Here is a 15,648-nt window from a genome sequence, read left to right on the forward strand (position 1 = left end):
GGCGGCCGCACCTGTCGGTTTAAAGAGTTAGGCGCCGATGGACTTCGTGTAGGCGTCGGCGTCGATCAGACGGTCGTGCGTGGCGTCGGCGGCCGGCTTGATCTTGAAGAGCCAGCTTTCGTACGGCGTGCTGTTCACGGAGTCCGGCGTGTCGGCCACGGCCGTGTTCGCTTCGATGATTTCGCCCGAGACCGGCGCGTAGATATCCGAAGCGGCCTTCACGGATTCGATGACGGCCACGGTGTCGCCTGCCGTCACGGTCTTGCCCAGTTCCTGGACTTCGAAGAAGACGATGTCGCCGAGCGCTTCCTGCGCGTGGTCGGTGATGCCGACCGTCAGCGTGCCGTCGGCTTCGGTGCGGACCCATTCGTGCGATTCGGTGTATTTCAGATCGGCCGGGATGCTCATTGGATGCTCCTGTGCGGTGTGTTCGGTAATGACTTAAAAGTCGGGAGAGAGGGACGCACGCGCTGGCTGCTTAAACTGCGAGCACTTTGCCGTTGCGCACGAACGGCAGTTTTACCACGCTCGCGGGAAGGGCTTTGTCACGGATTTGCACGTGAACGATATCGCCCGGCTGGACGCCCTTCGGTACGCGGGCGAACGCAATGGATTCCTGCATGGTCGGTGAGAACGTGCCGCTGGTGATTTCGCCGTCGCCGTGCGGCGTGACGACCTTCTGATGCGCGCGCAGCACGCCGCCCGCCTTGCCGTTTTCCTTCTGCAGGATCAGGCCGACGAACGACGCCTGCGAGCCGTTGGCTTCCAGCTTCGCGCGGCCGACGAAGTCGCGCGGCGCGGTCAGGTCCACTGTCCAGGCGAGGCCGGCGTCGAGCGGCGAGACGTTGTCGTCCATGTCCTGGCCATACAGGTTCATGCCGGCTTCGAGGCGCAGCGTGTCGCGCGCGCCGAGACCCGCCGGACGCACGCCTTGGCGTTGCAGCGCGTCCCAGAACTCGCATACGGCCGTGGCCGGTAGCACGATTTCAAAACCGTCTTCGCCGGTGTAGCCGGTGCGCGCAATCATCAATTCGCCAAACGGCGTGTTGTCGATGATGGCCGCGTTGAACGGCTTGAGCAGTTCCGTGGAGGTGCGTGCGGACGGCGCGACTTGCCAGACCTTGTTGCGGGCGTTCGGGCCCTGCACGGCGACGATGGCCAGATCGCGGCGCGGCGTGACGGTGAGACCGTGGTTGCCCTCGGCGTTGAGCTGGCCGAACCAGGCGATGTCCTTGTCGGCGGTGCTGGCGTTGACCACCACGCGGAAAAAGTCCTCCGCGAAGAAGTAGACGATCAGGTCGTCAATCACGCCGCCATTCGGGTTGAGCAGACAGGTGTACAGCGCCTTGCCGGCGGCTTGCAGCTTGCCGACGTTGTTGGCAATGGCGTGTTCGAAGAAGGCGCGTACGCGCTCGCCGCGGAAGTCGACCACGCACATGTGCGACACGTCGAACATGCCCGCGTCGGTGCGCACCGCGCGGTGTTCGTCGATCTGCGAGCCGTAGTTGACGGGCATGTCCCAGCCGCCGAAATCGACCATACGGGCATTCAGCGCGCGATGGGTGGCGTGCAGCGGGGTGTGTTTGAGTTCGGTCATCGGGGCCTCAGGCAAATCTCGACGGAAACAAAAAAGGCCATGCGGCTCGATCCCTCGCGGCGTGAATGCCTGCGAGCGATGCCTTGCATGACCCCTCTGTCCTCGATACCTGAGAGATTGCGCTGCCGCGCGAACGTGCATTGCGTACCACGCTTGCCGTTCGCCCGGTGAAACGCGCGCCCCTTCGGTGGGCAGCCTGCCTGGTTCGATGGGAGTCGAAGCCGGTGGCTACTGCCGCTCTCCAGAGTGCGAAAAACCGGTGTCTGCTTAAGTCCGGACGAAGCCGGTTCAGACGGGTTTCTCGACGCGTTCGGTCCTTTTGCCTGAGAGTTTGCGGGTATGCCCCTTCGGCGGCGCGGCCTGCTCGATACAGCGGCCAGCGCGCTCTCCCGACGCGTGCGGCGAATGTACGCGAGGGCCGGAGGCTTGTCAAATTGAGACGGCGCGCGGCGTGGGGGCGGGCGGCGGCGGTGAGTTCGCGCCAAAAAAACGCTGGCACGGCGGGGGCAAGAACTGTTTACGAATCTATGTGTTTTTAAGAATCGCCCCGCTGCGGCGGACGTTGCGGCCCGAATATACTGCCCACCACCCAACCTTTCTATTCGGCTTCAGTTTTCATGCAACAAGCTCAGATTCACCAGATCTTCTATTCGGAGGAGACGCGGCTCGCACTCGATCCCGGTTTCATTCCGCTGGATAACGTCGGCCAACGTCCGGACTGGTGTGAATACTGGCCGATGCGAAATTTTCTTACCGGCGCGGCGCTGGACGAAGAGGCGTTTTATGGCTTCCTGTCGCCGAAATTCAAGGATAAAACCGGGCTGACAGCCGCCGACGTCCATCAGTTTCTGGGCGCCATCGACACTCCGTCTGACGTGGACATCGTCACGTTCTCGCCGTTTTTTGATGCCGGCGCGCTGTTTCCGAGCATCTTCGCGCAGGGCGCCGACGGACATCCGGCAGCGTGGCCGGTGTTCGTGGAATGTGTCCGCTTACTTGCGCCACAAGTGAATCTGGAAGCGATGGTCATGGATTCGCGGCACACAGTGTTCTGCAATTACTTCGTCGCCAAGCCGCGCTTCTGGCGGCACTGGTTGAGCCGGGCGGAAGTGGTGTTCAAGATCGCGGAAGAGAACCGTTCGCCGCTGGCCGAAGCATTCAACAGCACAATCGACCACAGCAGCGGCGCGACAGCCATCAAGGTCTTCGTCATTGAACGGATTGTGTCCCTGCTGCTCGCAACCGAACGACATTGGCAAGTGCGCGCCTTCAATCCTCTGGCGTTGCCGCTGCTTTATCCGGGCGCCGAGCGAGTCGGCGAGACGCTGCTGGCGCTGGATGCGCTAAAAGTCGCGATGATCGAGACAGGGCGTTCGGAATATATGGCGGCATTTGTCGAGATTGTTTGTCATGCGCGGCAGGCGATGAAGTCGGACCAGTAAGCGGCGCGCTGTCATAGAAGGCGGGGTTACGCACTTTCGTCCGGCTATTCAGGCGCAAAAAAAGGCGCGGGAGTGATCCCGCGCCTTTTGCCATTCAAACCACTGCAGACGAGCTTATTCGCCGATTGCGTGCGCGGCGCCGTCCAGTTCCTGGTTCAGCACGCGCTGCTCTTCGCCGGACAGACCGCCGCCATGCTGTGCCGCCATGTCGTGCGCTTCCTGACGAATCACGTCGAGGCGATGATGCAACGCGTCGCCTTGCGGCGGCGGGTAGAAGCCCTTGTTCACGTGATTGTCGATGCGGTGACCCAGGTTGTCGGCGCGACCGTCGACCTGGCGAAGACGTTGTACGGCGATTTCGTGCGCGTCCGGATGTGCCGGCGGCGGGGGCGGGGGCGAGACCACACAGGCAGCCAGCGAGGAAACCAGCGCCAAACCTGCCAGCGCACGGGTGAAACGTTGCATACCTACTCTCCTTGTCGTCGTCTTTTTTGATCGATGGTCAAATCGATACCGTGTAGCAACGCGGATGCGTCGCCACACGATGACCTCAAGACGGGAATATATTGTAACGAAACGTTCCTTTCGGAACTGTTAGCAGCAGTTCGCGTCGTGTAAGACACGAATTGAAAGGGGATATCAGCGGATACGTTCGAACGGCAAACGCAGGCCTTCCGCCTGGCTGCGGGCGGCCAGTTCGATGATGGTCATGACGTCGATCGCGTCCTGCGGCGTGACCGGGAACGGCTCGCCGTCCTGAATCGTCGCCGCCAGTGCGCGGTAGAAGCCGATGTAGTCGCCATCGAGGGTCGGCAAGCTGCGCTCGGCTTCCTGACCCGAGGCGTCGAGCACGCGCAGCGTCCCTGCCGGGTTGCCGCCCGCAAAACCGGCGTCGCCTGGCCGCAAACCGGCCCGCAGCTGATCTTCCTGTGTATCGAGATCGCGCTTGATGTAGCTGCCGCGCGTGCCATCAATGGCAAAACGCGGCGGGGCGAGTGCGGTAAGCGCGGTAGCATGCAATACCACGTCGAGATTCTCGTAGCCAAGTTGTAGATGCACGTAATCGGGCGCGCCGCCGCCGTCGCGATGCGTCTTGACCGTTGCCGATACCGTGGCTGGCGCGCCGAACAGCGTCAGCGCCTGATCGATGAGGTGCGGCCCCAGATCGAACAGCAGACCGCCGCCGCGCGATGCCTCCTCGCGCCAGCGCGGCCGCACGTCGGGACGGAAGCGGTCGAAGTGCGATTCGTAGTGGGTGACGCGTCCCAGTTCGCCGCTCGCGAGGAGGGCGCGAACGGTGAGGAAATCGCCATCCCAGCGACGGTTGTGAAACGGTGCGAAGGTGAGCCGGCGGGCCAGCGCCAGGTTGGCGAGCGTGAGCGCTTCGGTCGAGGTGAGCGTGACCGGCTTGTCGACGACCACGTGCTTGCCGGCTTCGAGCGTGCGCTTGGCGAATTCGAAATGGGTGTCGTTGGGCGTGGCAATGACCACGCATTCAATGTCGTCGAGCGCGAGCAGCGCGTCGAGGTCAGGTACGACGGTGGCACGCGAATAGTCCGCATGGGCCTGATCCGCTTTGCTGGTCGCAATCGCGGCGACGGTGGCACGGCCGCAATGCTCGATGACCGGCGCGTGGAAGGTCGCGCCAGCAAAACCGTAACCCATCAATCCTGTTTTCAGCGGGGCAGACATATGAGTTTCCTGCGAAAGTGACGCGCCGCTTTGCCACCGCGGCGGCGGCGCGTGGCCTGTCATTGTGGCACGCCAGGCGCGCGGCCTGGGCGCGGGCGGCTTCGAAGATCGTTGCCAGGAGCGACGGGTTTCTTCGTGTTAACATCGCTGCTCTCGCGCGGGGACGCTTCATTTGATACGACCCCGCAGCGCCCCGCCGTCAACCGCAATACCCATCCCACACACGATGTCCGCAGGCCTGAACCCCGCCCAGAACGAAGCGGTGCGCTATCTCGATGGTCCCTGTCTAGTGCTCGCCGGCGCCGGCAGCGGCAAGACACGCGTGATCACGCAGAAAATCGCGCATCTGATCGAAGTGAAAGGCTTCGAGCCACGCCACATCGCCGCCGTCACCTTCACCAACAAGGCGGCCGCGGAAATGCGCGAGCGCGTCGGCAAGCTGCTGGAAGGCAAGACGCTGACCACGCCAGGCAAGGAAGGCCGCAAGGTGCCCGTGAATCAGCTGACGGTGTGCACCTTCCACTCGCTCGGCGTGCAGATTCTGCGGCAGGAGGCGGAACACGTCGGCCTGAAGCCGCAGTTTTCGATCATGGATTCGGACGACTGCTTCGGCATGATCCAGGAGCAGGTGGGATCGACGGACAAGGGTTTTATCCGCAAGATCCAGTCGATCATCTCGCTGTGGAAAAACGGCCTGATCATGCCGGAAGAGGCGATAAGGATTGCGTCGAACGAGGACGAGCATCAGGCCGCAATCGTCTACCGCAATTACGTCGCCACCTTGCACGCCTATCAGGCGGTGGATTTCGACGATCTGATCCGCTTGCCGGCCGAGCTGTTCGCGAAGAACGAGCAGGTGCGCGAACGCTGGCAGAACAAGCTGCGCTATCTGCTGATCGACGAGTATCAGGACACCAACGCGTGTCAGTACGAACTCGTGAAGCTCCTCGCCGGGCCGCGTGCGGCCTTTACAGCGGTGGGCGACGACGACCAGGCCATTTACGGCTGGCGCGGCGCGACGCTCGAAAATCTCGGGCAGCTCAGCAAGGACTTTCCGAAGCTGCATCTGATCAAGCTGGAGCAGAACTATCGCTCGACGGTGCGTATCCTGACGGCGGCCAACAACGTCATCGCGAACAACCCGAAGCTGTTCGAGAAGAAGCTGTGGTCCGAGCACGGCATGGGCGACACCATCACCGTGACCGGCTGCAACGATGAAGAGCATGAAGCGGAATCCGTGGTGTTCCGGCTGTCTGCGCACAAGTTCGAGCGGCGCGCGCAGTTTCGCGACTACGCGATCCTGTATCGCGGCAATTTCCAGGCGCGCATCTTCGAACAGGTGCTGCGGCGCGAGCGGATTCCGTATGTGCTGTCAGGCGGCCAGTCGTTCTTCGACAAGGCCGAGATCAAGGACATCTGCGCGTATCTGCGGCTGATCGCCAATGCCGATGATGATCCCGCCTTCATCCGCGCCATCACCACGCCGCGGCGCGGGGTGGGCAATACCACGCTGGAGGCGCTCGGGTCGTTCGCGGGACAGGCGAAGGTGTCGCTGTTCGAGGCGGTGTACATGGGCGGAATCGAGGCGCGGCTGTCGGCGCGTCAGGTCGAACCGCTGCGCACTTTCTGCGATTTCATGCAGCGTCTGACGGATCGCGCGGACAAGGATCCCGCGAGCGAAGTGCTCAACGACCTGATGGACGCGATCCACTACGAAGCGTATCTCTACGATGCGTTCGACGAGCGGCAGGCGCAGTCGAAATGGCAAAACGTGCTGGAGTTTATCGAGTGGCTCAAACGTAAGGGCACGAAGCCCGAGCCTGAAGCGGGTTCCGAGGCCACCGGCTACGACAATGCCGACGGCCTTGCCGATACCGGCAAGAATCTGCTCGGTCTGATCCAGACGGTGGCGCTGATGTCGATGCTCGAGGGCAAGGAGGAGGACCCGGATGCGGTGCGGCTCTCCACCGTGCATGCATCGAAGGGGCTGGAATACCCGCACGTGTTTCTGGTGGGCGTCGAGGAGGGCATCATGCCGCATCGCGGTGGCTCGGACGACGCACCGATCGACGACGCGCGCATCGAGGAAGAGCGGCGCCTGATGTATGTGGCGATCACGCGGGCGCAGCGCAGTCTGCATCTGAACTGGTGCAAGAAACGCAAGCGGGCGCGCGAGACCGTGGTGTGCGAGCCGTCGCGTTTTATTCCCGAGATGGGCCTGGACGAAGCGCCGCCGCCGACGGCAGAAGAAGCGCCCATGTCGCCAAAGGACCGGTTAGCCAGCTTGAAAGCGTTGCTGCAAAAACCCTGAAAAAAGGTGACGGGCCAGCCCGGTCATAAAGCAAAAAAAATCCCTGTACGCGGTTTGGCGCGACAGGGATTTTTGTTTGCGGGCCGCGTTTGGATGCGGCTAGTGGCTTATTTCGCCGCGCTCACCATGTAGTCGACGGCGGCCTTCACGTCTGCGTCCGAGGCGTTCGAGCCACCCTTGGGCGGCATTGCGCCCTTGCCGTGCAGCGCGTAGTTGTAGACCACGTCCATCGGGTCTTTCAGACGCGGCGCCCAGTCGTCCTTGTTGCCGAACTTCGGCGCGCCGAGCACGCCCGCTGCGTGGCAAGCCTGACAGACCTGCGTGTAGAGCGCCTTGCCGGCCTGCGAGGCGTCCGCGCTCTGCGCGCCACCCGCCGGAGCGGCAGCGGGCACGCTGGCGATGGCGGCCAGTGCTGCGGCGGCCTGCGACGCCGCGGCACCAGCGTCAGGAGCGGAGCCGGACGCGGGTGCGGCCGCCGCTGCCGTCGCACCCGAAGCGGCTTGTCCCGGTGCCGGCGCGGCCGGTTCAGGGAAGCTGCCGCCTGAATTGTTGGCCATATACACAACGGCGCGGGCGATCTCGTAGTCGCTGTAGTCGTCTGGGCTGGTGCCGCCGCGCGGGGGCATCGCGCCCTTGCCGGTCAGCGCGGTATGCCACAAGGTATCGAAGCCCTGCGCGATGCGCGGGGCCCAGTCAGCGGTGTTGGTGAATTTCGGCGCACCTGCCGCCCCGCTGGCGTGGCAGGCAGAACAGACCGCTTTGTAGACTTCCTCGCCGGTCTTGTAGACGCGCGGCGCGTTGGCGTCGCGAATGTCGACCTGGGCGAGTGGCGCGATGCGGGCGTTGACTTCGGCATCGGCCAGACTGTCGGTGCCGGCGCCGGTGCGGATCCAGTTATCCGCATAGGCCGCGAGCAGAACGATGATGACGACGGGGACAGCAAAACCGGCAATGATGGCGGCGATGAGCTGTGCGGGGGTTTTGATTGGGGCTTCGTGTTCTGGTGCTTCGCTCATGCTTGTCTCGTCTCCCGTGGGTATTGTGAGCGGTACAGCGTGACGGCAACGACCTTTGTTTCTTTTGTTTATGAGCCACGGACGATTATAGACGCAACGTTTCAGCGGCGGCGAGCCTGGGCGGGGGCTCTTCAGCGGGCGTTTACCCGAATCGGCGGGGCCGTCTGGCGGGCGGGCCGCCCGCGCGGGACGGGGCCCGGACGGCCGCCCGGTGGACGGGCACCCGGAAACCGGGTATCCTCTCGGTCTCGCTTTAGCGCCGCTTTCGTGGCGCTTTCGTGTTGAAGCGCCCGTAGCTCAATGGATAGAGTACTGCCCTCCGAAGGCAGGGGTTGCTGGTTCGATCCCAGCCGGGCGCGCCAAGAAATCAGAAATGCATCCCCTCCAGTGACCGGTTCCGGTTACCGCGCAACGTCAGGCGTAGCCTGAGTCAGCCACATCTACCGCGCTCGTTACACCGGCGTGGGGACCGAATAAGCCTTTCGAGAATCACCGCGTGTGATCCTATGCCACGAGAGCGCCATGCCGCAGATCAGCGCAAACATAATCGACCAGCCGGCAATACCACCTACACGTGATTTTTCGATTAGACGAGCCGTCCAGATATCCGGGAAACGGCGCGCCAGATCCTGTTCGCTGATCTGCGGATCCGATTTGGCGAAGTGCAACATCTGACCGTGGATTCCCTGCCCGAAGCCGTCCCAGATACCTTGCCACGCATAAGGCGTGGCAGTTTCGCTGACATCCGCGCCGGGATACTCTGCGCCGACGACCCCCCAGTTCGTCGTCGCCGGCGCGACATTCAATGCCGCCGCGGCGACGATCACAGCGGCCGCCGCATAGCGCGCGCGTTTGCGCAATTCGACCAGTACAGGCGCAGCCGCCACAAACCAGATCGGCAGGATTGGCAGTAGATAACGCGGCCCCCAGCCAAACGCTCCCCAGTTGACCATCTTCGCGATCAGCAGGATGTACAGGACCGAGCCGACCATTGAGGCCGCGATCAGGCTTCGCTGGGTGGGTGGCAGCCGCCGCCAGATGAACGGTAAGCCGAGTAACAGCAGGAGCGTCGGCGCGTACAGCAGCAGGCCATGATTACCGCTGAAAAACAGGCCCGGCAGGCCGTGCAGGATATTGCCTTCCAGCGAGTTGTTGCCGTTCATATAGAACGGCGTTGCCGTGGCGGGTCGGAAAGGCGAGCCGGTGCGGACCTGGTTGTAGATGAAAGTCGGCACCATCAATACGAGAAAGGTTGCGCCCAGCAGGACGTATTTTGGCCACTGCGCCCGGCGCGGCCACGCCATCAACGCGAGCGATATCGCCATGAACGGCGCCAGGGAATAACGAAACGAGCAGACCAGCGCGAGCGCCAATCCCGCGGCCGCGAAGGCACTGGCGCGTGCATCGACACGTAGCGTCGCGTTCGCATAGTAAAGGAATACGCACATCATCGCCGTGGCGGGCAGCACATCCCATGTCACTTTGGCATAGGGGAGAAAGTACGTCCCAGCGGCAAAGAGCAAACTGAGCACGAATGCGTATTTGCCTTCGGCGTACTCGCTGAACAGCAGGAAAAGGAAATAGCATCCGATCGCAGCGACGACTGCGTAGGTCAACGCGGTTCCTACTTTCGCAAGCAAGGGCGGTGCCTTGAACAGCTCATCAGGAGATGCATGGCTCAGCTTCGTGGCGACCCACGCATTGGGGAGCATCAGCACGAGGGCGCCGAGATCGTGAGCTTCGTAGACACGGCCGTTCGGGCTTGGTACCCAGCCTAACGTCGCGGCCGAGTTTGCCGTGCCGAGGGTGCCGGTGGTTGCAAGGAGCGTGGCCGCAGCGAGTTGGCCACCCGCGTCGTTGCTACCCAACCTGCCACTTGAAAGCAGAACGAAAAAGCAGAGGAAAAAAGTGAGGACCCAGCCGCGTGAAGACGCTGTCCGCAATGTTTTGCTTTCCGAAGGTTTCTTCATCTTTCGTTCCTTATCTACGACAGGAGCGCGACAAGCTGAGAGTCAACGAACGGCTGCCGTGCGACACGCGACGTCGTGCTACACCGTATCAGGCAGATACAGGCTTTGCCGAGTAGAGAAACCAGATGCCGGCCATTAGCAGCGCGGCTCCGCCCACCGTTCTCGGGCTCAGACCGGCGCCGCTCATGAGACTGAACAGGAACAGAAGGATTACGGTGGTACCCACCATCAACGGGTACGCCACGCTGAGTTCGACTCGCCTGAGCGCTATGGCGTAAAGCACGAAGCCGATGCCGTATGCGCCAAGCGCGCCGACTCGCATCATCGTTGGCCGGGAAAGCACGAGGTCGGCAAGGTCGCCATGGACGGCCCCATACTGGCTGGCCATCCGCAGCAGAACGCTAGCAAGCGCACTACACAAACCGCTGACAAAGAGCAGGAAGATCGGCATGAGAAGGCAGTCAGATAGCTAGCATGACAGCGGCCACGCACAGGCCGACGGTAATCAGGCTCGTCCGGTCTTTCACGGCGAAAACGATCGGATCGTCGTTCATCTGTCCGCGAAAGGCGAGCATCCAGACCCGGCTGATCCAATAGAGCAGTAATCCGAATAGCACCCACAGCGGCGCCTGGTGACGGTATAGGACATTTACTTCAGCGGAGTTCATGTAAAGCGCGAGCACCAGCACGGCCGCGTATGCAGCAGCCGTGCCAAACGCACACAGAATCATGATGTCCTGCGCGATGTAGCCACGGCCAGCCGCAGCGGTCTTCCCATTGCGGACGAGCGCGTCGAGTTCGGTGTACCGCTTGACCATGGCGAGACTCAGGAAAAGCAGTCCTGAGAAGAGCACGAGCCAGTATGAGAGGGGGATACCGTCCGCCGCGCCGCCCGCGACGATGCGCGCCGTATAAAGCGCACCGAGCGTGAAAACATCGATGAGCATGTGGCGTTTGAGGAATAGCGAATAACTCAGCGTCGCGACGAAGTATCCGGCAAGCACGTACGCGAACGACATCGGCAAGAGCGCGGTTAGTGCGGCACTCGCAACGAGCAGGGCCCCGGCCAGATTGATGCCGAGCGACACCGACAACTGGCCGGACGCGAAGGGACGCTTGCTTTTGCGCACGTGACGGCGATCGGCATCGAGATCCAGCAGATCGTTCATCAGGTAGACGCACGACGCGCACAGGCTGAACGAGACGAATGCGATGGCTGCAGCAATGATTGATTTGACGTCTGTAAAGCGGTGCGAAGCCAGCAGCGGGACGAAAATCAACAGGTTCTTGACCCATTGGTAAATCCGCATTTCTTTCGCGATCAAACGCAGCAGCGGTCCTTCTTTTTCAATAAGTACGACGTTGGGGTTGACCCTGCGCGCGGCTGAGGCCATGCGCTTGTCGCCGATCACCATCGCCCGACGCGCGAGCGCCCAGACGGGTAGATCGGCTTTGGAGTCGCCGCAGTAATCGAACCCCCTCCGACCGAACTTGTTCACCAATGCCGCCGCCTTGTTCGGACCGGCAAGATTGAGCGAATCCGAACTGGCCAGCACCTCGGTGAAAATCCCGAAGTGATCGGCGATTGCCTGCGCGAGGCCTGCGTTCGTGGCAGTACACAGATAAAGCGTACGGCCACGAGCCTGTTCCGCACGAAGATATTCCAGCAACGCGACGTTATACGGCAGCACGCTGACGTCCAGATTGATGCGCACAGCAATCTGCGATTTCAGCCAGGCTTTGCCTTTCAACCTCCAGGCAACACACAGGAAAATATAAAGGGGGTTCTTTTTGACGAGTACCAGGAACGATTCGAACAGCAAATCCGTATGGGTGAACGTCTTGTCCAGATCGACGCACAACGGCAATAGATCGGAATCCTCGGGGATTCCGGCATCGATTTTCACCGGCTCTGCATCGACTCGCTCGCGCTCGTAAGCCAAGGGCAGGTCGATCGCGATCGCATCCTTTTGCACTTTTCGCTCCCCTGAAAGCCCGGAAACAGTTTGGGGGAGTGGATCGGCCGTGTATGTGCGCTAGCGGACGATTTTTGTCTGCTTACCGGGTGGTACGGGGGGCGGGCGCCGCGTAGCATTGCGCCGAAGTCACGTGGGGCTGAAGGATCCACGAAGCCCCGAGGAGGCTGGGCTAACGGGTTCGGCGTCTGCGACGTTTCAGCGAGGCCGACCATCGGCGTCGATACGCCCCCGGCGGTCAGTGAGCGAAAATGCAGTTCCAGAGTCCTTCGTATTTTTGAACCTGATGTTTCGCTATCAACTTGAAGCCGAGTTGCTCGAACCTGGCGCTCAACTCCGCCATTTTCGCCTCTTCGATCTCGATGAACACTTCTTTGCAGCCGCGAAGCGATTCAGTCGCACCGTCGATTGCCGGCGTTTCGTGACCATCCACATCGATCTTGATGTACTTGGGTGCAGGTAGCCCAAGCTGCTTGATCCACGCGTCGAAATGCACGAGCTGGATTGTATGGACGTGCTGCGGAACGAACGACTCGCCCGACACGGTCAAGGGCGCGTCAACGATTTTCTCGTGCGTGCCTAGATCCATGTTGTGGATATACAGCTTGCCGACGGAAAACCGATCCGACACCGCGACGTTGAAGGCGGAAATATCGACGTCATCGCCCCGGTTCAGAAAGGCGTTTTGTGACAACAGAAAATAGTTCGATGGGTCAGGTTCGATGGCGACGACCTTGAGCTTCCGCTTGGCCGCATAGAGCGCGAAAATGCCGTTGCTCGCGCCGAAATCGTAGTAGTTCGAAGATTCCGGAATCTGGTCGATCCAGTCCAGCAGCTCAGGCTCGATATGCTCGATGCCCGCCGCCATCCAGAGAAGTCGTTTGCTCAGCGCAAGCCAGCGAAAGTTCAGGCCACGAACCTGGCTTTCGTACGTGTACTTCCCAAGCGCGAATTGTTCTGCCTGCGCCAGCACGTCGGCACTTACGAGGCTTTCAACGGGAACGTGCTTCCATGTTTTCATGCTGATACTCCGTTGCTGCGATAGCCCGCTACATTCGTTTTCAATTGATCATGTCCCGTCTTCATGTCGGGGCGTTCCATTTCGTCGCGCGGAGGAAGCGAACAATAGCCAAGGACCGCTTTTTCGTCATCGGTTAGTTGCTCGTAAATTCCCTCGGGCAATGTGCCCGTGATGTCGAAGTTCTGCTTCATCCACCAACGGACAAACGTCGCGATGAGAGACCAGCGGCTCGCGCCAGTACTGTTGCCCAAAGCTCCGTGCCAGAGCCGGCTGTCCCAGATCACAATATCCCCGGCCTGTGTTTGAATGGGAACGGCAACCGCCAGCGCCGACTGATCAGCGTATTCGTCCGAGAGATGCGACCCAGGTACAGCCAGCGTGCAACCGCGCTCGGGCGTCTGGTCTTCGAGGACGACAGCGACCTGGCAAGCGATGCAATGCTTGCCGTTACTCGGAACAAACGAATCAATGTGTAACGGCATCGGCTTGGGGCCACTGCTTCGCCCGGACAGCGAGCGCAAGATAAAGTTTGGACGGTCTTGCGGAATCTGCTTGTACCAGGAATCGTTTAACAGCCCGCGAAGAACTTCCATCACAAGAGGCTTCTCTGTGAACGCGCGCGTATAACGCACATCCTCTCGCTGCAGGTTGTACAACGTGTCGTGACCACGGTTCAGGAAAGGCTGATCGATCTCGGCAGCGTGCGCCCTGCTGGCATTGAGGCGTCGTATATCTGCGAGCAGCATTTGCACTTCGTCCTCAGTCACGGCTTGACGAAGAACGGTGTAGCCCGTGTCGGTCAGCGCCTTCAAATGGTCAAGTGCGGTTTGATTCATGTCGATTTGACTGGTTTAGCAATAAGTAGTGCAACAGTGCAATGGGACCGACGTAAGCGCGACAAAACGTGAATACAAAATCGAGCGTCCTGGCTGGCGCGTCAACGCGTCATGATTGACCTGAGAGATAGACTTGCCGGTCAACCGTTGTCTTGTAAGCACTGACGAAGTTTCGTTTGTCCCATTCGCTGCATTCAAGATCGTCGAACCGGCACGAGAGCGAAAGTTTCCAGTCTGGAGCACTGGACGTTCGGGTTTTGTGCACCAGAAAGGGCGACATAAGCAGGATGTCTCCGGCTTCGATTTCCAGGTCAAGGAAGCCCTCGATCTCCTGCTGGTGCAACACGTATCCACTCTCTGTCTGATCTCCTGGCCACAGGCCGAGACTTTGACTGCCTGGAACGATCCGCAAGCCCGGGCCTTGCTTGCCCACATCAGTGATCGAAGTCCAGGCGATGACGCCGTTCGACGATGTGCCCATGCTTGGCCAATCCTGGTGGTACGGCAGCCCGTAGTTGTTTCCGGTCGTATTGCTGGACGTGTAGTGCGTGACAATCGGACCGGTCTGGATAGGGTCGACCATCCTGAGACGATCTTTCAATGCGTCGATCAGGTCCGGCGCGCAAAAGAAGCGCTTGACCTCAATATCCTCAGCAAGCAGTTTGATGAGGTTTCTGTTGCGGACTGGGTTGTCGGCGAACTTCGCTAACACGCGGTCTTCGAATTTTCTGCGGACCGTTTTCACCTGTTCACGTGACGTCGGGGACGTGATGATCTCAAAGCCGAGGCGTCGAAAATCACCCGCAACAACCTGGATTTCCCGTTCCATCATGCCTCGCACAAAGCTTCGGCATACCCAAAGCCGGTGGATCCAAACCCGTTGCCGTTGTATAGCATGTACAGGCGCTCTTTCACCTGGAAGACTTCCGGATAGGCCACCATGAACGAATCCCAGCCTGACGCACTCACGTCGATTCCTGCGCGGTCATCCAGCCTTTCCCATTTGATTCCGTCCGATGACTCGGCGTATCCGATCCGATAACTCGCTGCGCGATTTTCCCGGTAGCCCGCACGGTCGCGGTACGAATACCACATCTTGTATCCGTTGCCTTCTTTATGGACGGATGCACGCACGAGACCGCCTTCGTTCACGTCGGCGTAGTCGATCGCAACGAGTGCCTGGCGTTCCCAGTGAATCCCATCGCGCGATTCGGCATATTTGATGTTGTAGCGCGGCTCCGCGATCCCATCGATATGGTCCCATCCCGTACACGACAGATACCAGTTTCGCCAGATGCCATTTTCGATTCGCACGCAGGTGGTCGCGCAGAAATAAGGCTCCTCGGCGGTACGGTCCATGATTGGGCCATCGAACAACCGGCGATATGACTGTCCGCCGTCTTCACTGATCGCGAGTCCGACTGCATTGTGATAAGGCACCGTGTTGCGAACGTTCCAGCCGATGTAGTAAAGGTAGAGAAGGCCGTCGTTCTCGACCACACAAGATGGCATTGTTCCGCAGTCGTCGAACGTACCGGTTTTTCCCAGGTCCAGCACGGGAGCCGGTTGAACGCTCAGCACTTCGGTCAGATCGTTGCTGTTGACGTCGAGCCGTGCAATGCGGCTGCGATTTTGCGCGTCGCGGCTACTAAAGAGAATTTGCAACACGTCACCACTGAGTTGCGCCACGGTCGGAATTTGCGCGTGCGAGCTAGCCCAGGGCAGACGGTTATCGGGGGCGTAGATTAGCCCGCGCTTTAGCCACTGAATGGTCGACATCTCGTGCT

At 60.7% G+C, this 15,648-nt stretch carries 14 protein-coding genes, 1 tRNA gene and 2 riboswitches; of the genes, 3 read left to right on the forward strand and 12 right to left on the reverse strand.

All coding sequences use genetic code 11. From position 1 onward, the window contains the following. Positions 1–27: 27 nt before the first annotated feature. On the reverse strand, positions 28–408 hold the full coding sequence (gene gcvH / locus D0B32_RS15145; RefSeq protein ID WP_117334755.1) for a glycine cleavage system protein GcvH: 381 nt from the start codon (positions 406–408) through the stop codon (positions 28–30). A gap of 70 nt (positions 409–478) precedes the next feature. Then, on the reverse strand, positions 479–1,597 hold the full coding sequence (gene gcvT / locus D0B32_RS15150; protein ID WP_117334756.1) for a glycine cleavage system aminomethyltransferase GcvT: 1,119 nt from the start codon (positions 1,595–1,597) through the stop codon (positions 479–481). A gap of 86 nt (positions 1,598–1,683) precedes the next feature. Next, positions 1,684–1,852, reverse strand: a riboswitch (glycine riboswitch). A 45-nt stretch (positions 1,853–1,897) separates the two neighbouring features. Then, positions 1,898–1,999: riboswitch (glycine riboswitch) on the reverse strand. A gap of 215 nt (positions 2,000–2,214) precedes the next feature. Between gcvT and D0B32_RS15155 the strand changes: the two genes are divergently transcribed. Further along, on the forward strand, positions 2,215–3,039 hold the full coding sequence (locus D0B32_RS15155) for a hypothetical protein (RefSeq protein ID WP_117334757.1): 825 nt from the start codon (positions 2,215–2,217) through the stop codon (positions 3,037–3,039). 114 nt (positions 3,040–3,153) lie between these two features. Here the strand turns inward: D0B32_RS15155 and D0B32_RS15160 are convergent, their stop codons facing one another. Next, positions 3,154–3,504 (reverse strand): hypothetical protein, encoded by a 351-nt coding sequence (locus D0B32_RS15160; RefSeq protein ID WP_117334758.1) that lies wholly within the window; start codon positions 3,502–3,504, stop codon positions 3,154–3,156. A 174-nt stretch (positions 3,505–3,678) separates the two neighbouring features. After that, entirely contained in the window at positions 3,679–4,731 is a 1,053-nt protein-coding gene (locus D0B32_RS15165) for an oxidoreductase (RefSeq protein WP_117334759.1), read from the reverse strand. 226 nt (positions 4,732–4,957) lie between these two features. On the opposite strand from D0B32_RS15165, the gene D0B32_RS15170 reads away from it, so the two are divergent. Beyond that, the gene (locus D0B32_RS15170; protein WP_117334760.1) at positions 4,958–7,042 is read left to right on the forward strand and encodes a UvrD-helicase domain-containing protein; all 2,085 of its coding nucleotides are present in this window, start codon (positions 4,958–4,960) and stop codon (positions 7,040–7,042) included. Positions 7,043–7,149: 107 nt separating this feature from the next. Here the strand turns inward: D0B32_RS15170 and D0B32_RS15175 are convergent, their stop codons facing one another. Further along, positions 7,150–8,058 carry a cytochrome c5 family protein gene (locus D0B32_RS15175; RefSeq protein ID WP_117334761.1) on the reverse strand — a complete coding sequence of 303 codons (909 nt, stop codon included), beginning with the start codon at positions 8,056–8,058 and terminating at the stop codon, positions 7,150–7,152. A gap of 286 nt (positions 8,059–8,344) precedes the next feature. On the opposite strand from D0B32_RS15175, the gene D0B32_RS15180 reads away from it, so the two are divergent. Next, a tRNA-Arg gene (locus D0B32_RS15180) sits at positions 8,345–8,420 on the forward strand. 90 nt (positions 8,421–8,510) lie between these two features. Here the strand turns inward: D0B32_RS15180 and D0B32_RS15185 are convergent. The 7 genes from D0B32_RS15185 to D0B32_RS15215 all read right to left on the reverse strand — a co-directional run bounded on the left by D0B32_RS15185 (position 8,511) and on the right by D0B32_RS15215 (position 15,640). Further along, the gene (locus D0B32_RS15185) at positions 8,511–10,028 is read right to left on the reverse strand and encodes a hypothetical protein (protein WP_117334762.1); all 1,518 of its coding nucleotides are present in this window, start codon (positions 10,026–10,028) and stop codon (positions 8,511–8,513) included. A gap of 88 nt (positions 10,029–10,116) precedes the next feature. Next, positions 10,117–10,479 carry a ligand-binding protein SH3 gene (locus D0B32_RS15190; RefSeq protein ID WP_117334763.1) on the reverse strand — a complete coding sequence of 121 codons (363 nt, stop codon included), beginning with the start codon at positions 10,477–10,479 and terminating at the stop codon, positions 10,117–10,119. Between the two features lie 10 nt (positions 10,480–10,489). After that, on the reverse strand, positions 10,490–12,004 hold the full coding sequence (locus D0B32_RS15195; protein WP_404935552.1) for a UbiA family prenyltransferase: 1,515 nt from the start codon (positions 12,002–12,004) through the stop codon (positions 10,490–10,492). A 238-nt stretch (positions 12,005–12,242) separates the two neighbouring features. Then, positions 12,243–13,025: an FkbM family methyltransferase gene (locus D0B32_RS15200; protein ID WP_117334764.1), complete on the reverse strand. Its 783-nt coding sequence runs from the start codon at positions 13,023–13,025 to the stop codon at positions 12,243–12,245. Continuing rightward, positions 13,022–13,861, reverse strand: a complete 840-nt coding sequence (locus D0B32_RS15205) for a phytanoyl-CoA dioxygenase family protein (protein WP_117334765.1) — start codon at positions 13,859–13,861, stop codon at positions 13,022–13,024. Before D0B32_RS15205 ends, D0B32_RS15200 begins: the two co-directional genes overlap by 4 nt. 109 nt (positions 13,862–13,970) lie before the next feature. Then, positions 13,971–14,693, reverse strand: coding sequence for a phytanoyl-CoA dioxygenase family protein (locus tag D0B32_RS15210; RefSeq protein ID WP_117334766.1), 723 nt, complete (start codon positions 14,691–14,693; stop codon positions 13,971–13,973). Then, on the reverse strand, positions 14,690–15,640 hold the full coding sequence (locus D0B32_RS15215) for a hypothetical protein (protein WP_117334767.1): 951 nt from the start codon (positions 15,638–15,640) through the stop codon (positions 14,690–14,692). The genes D0B32_RS15210 and D0B32_RS15215 overlap by 4 nt, the downstream gene beginning before the upstream one ends. Between the last annotated feature and the right edge of the window lie 8 nt (positions 15,641–15,648).

The organism is Paraburkholderia sp. DHOC27, assembly GCF_003429005.1.
Classification (GTDB): Bacteria; Pseudomonadota; Gammaproteobacteria; order Burkholderiales; family Burkholderiaceae; genus Paraburkholderia.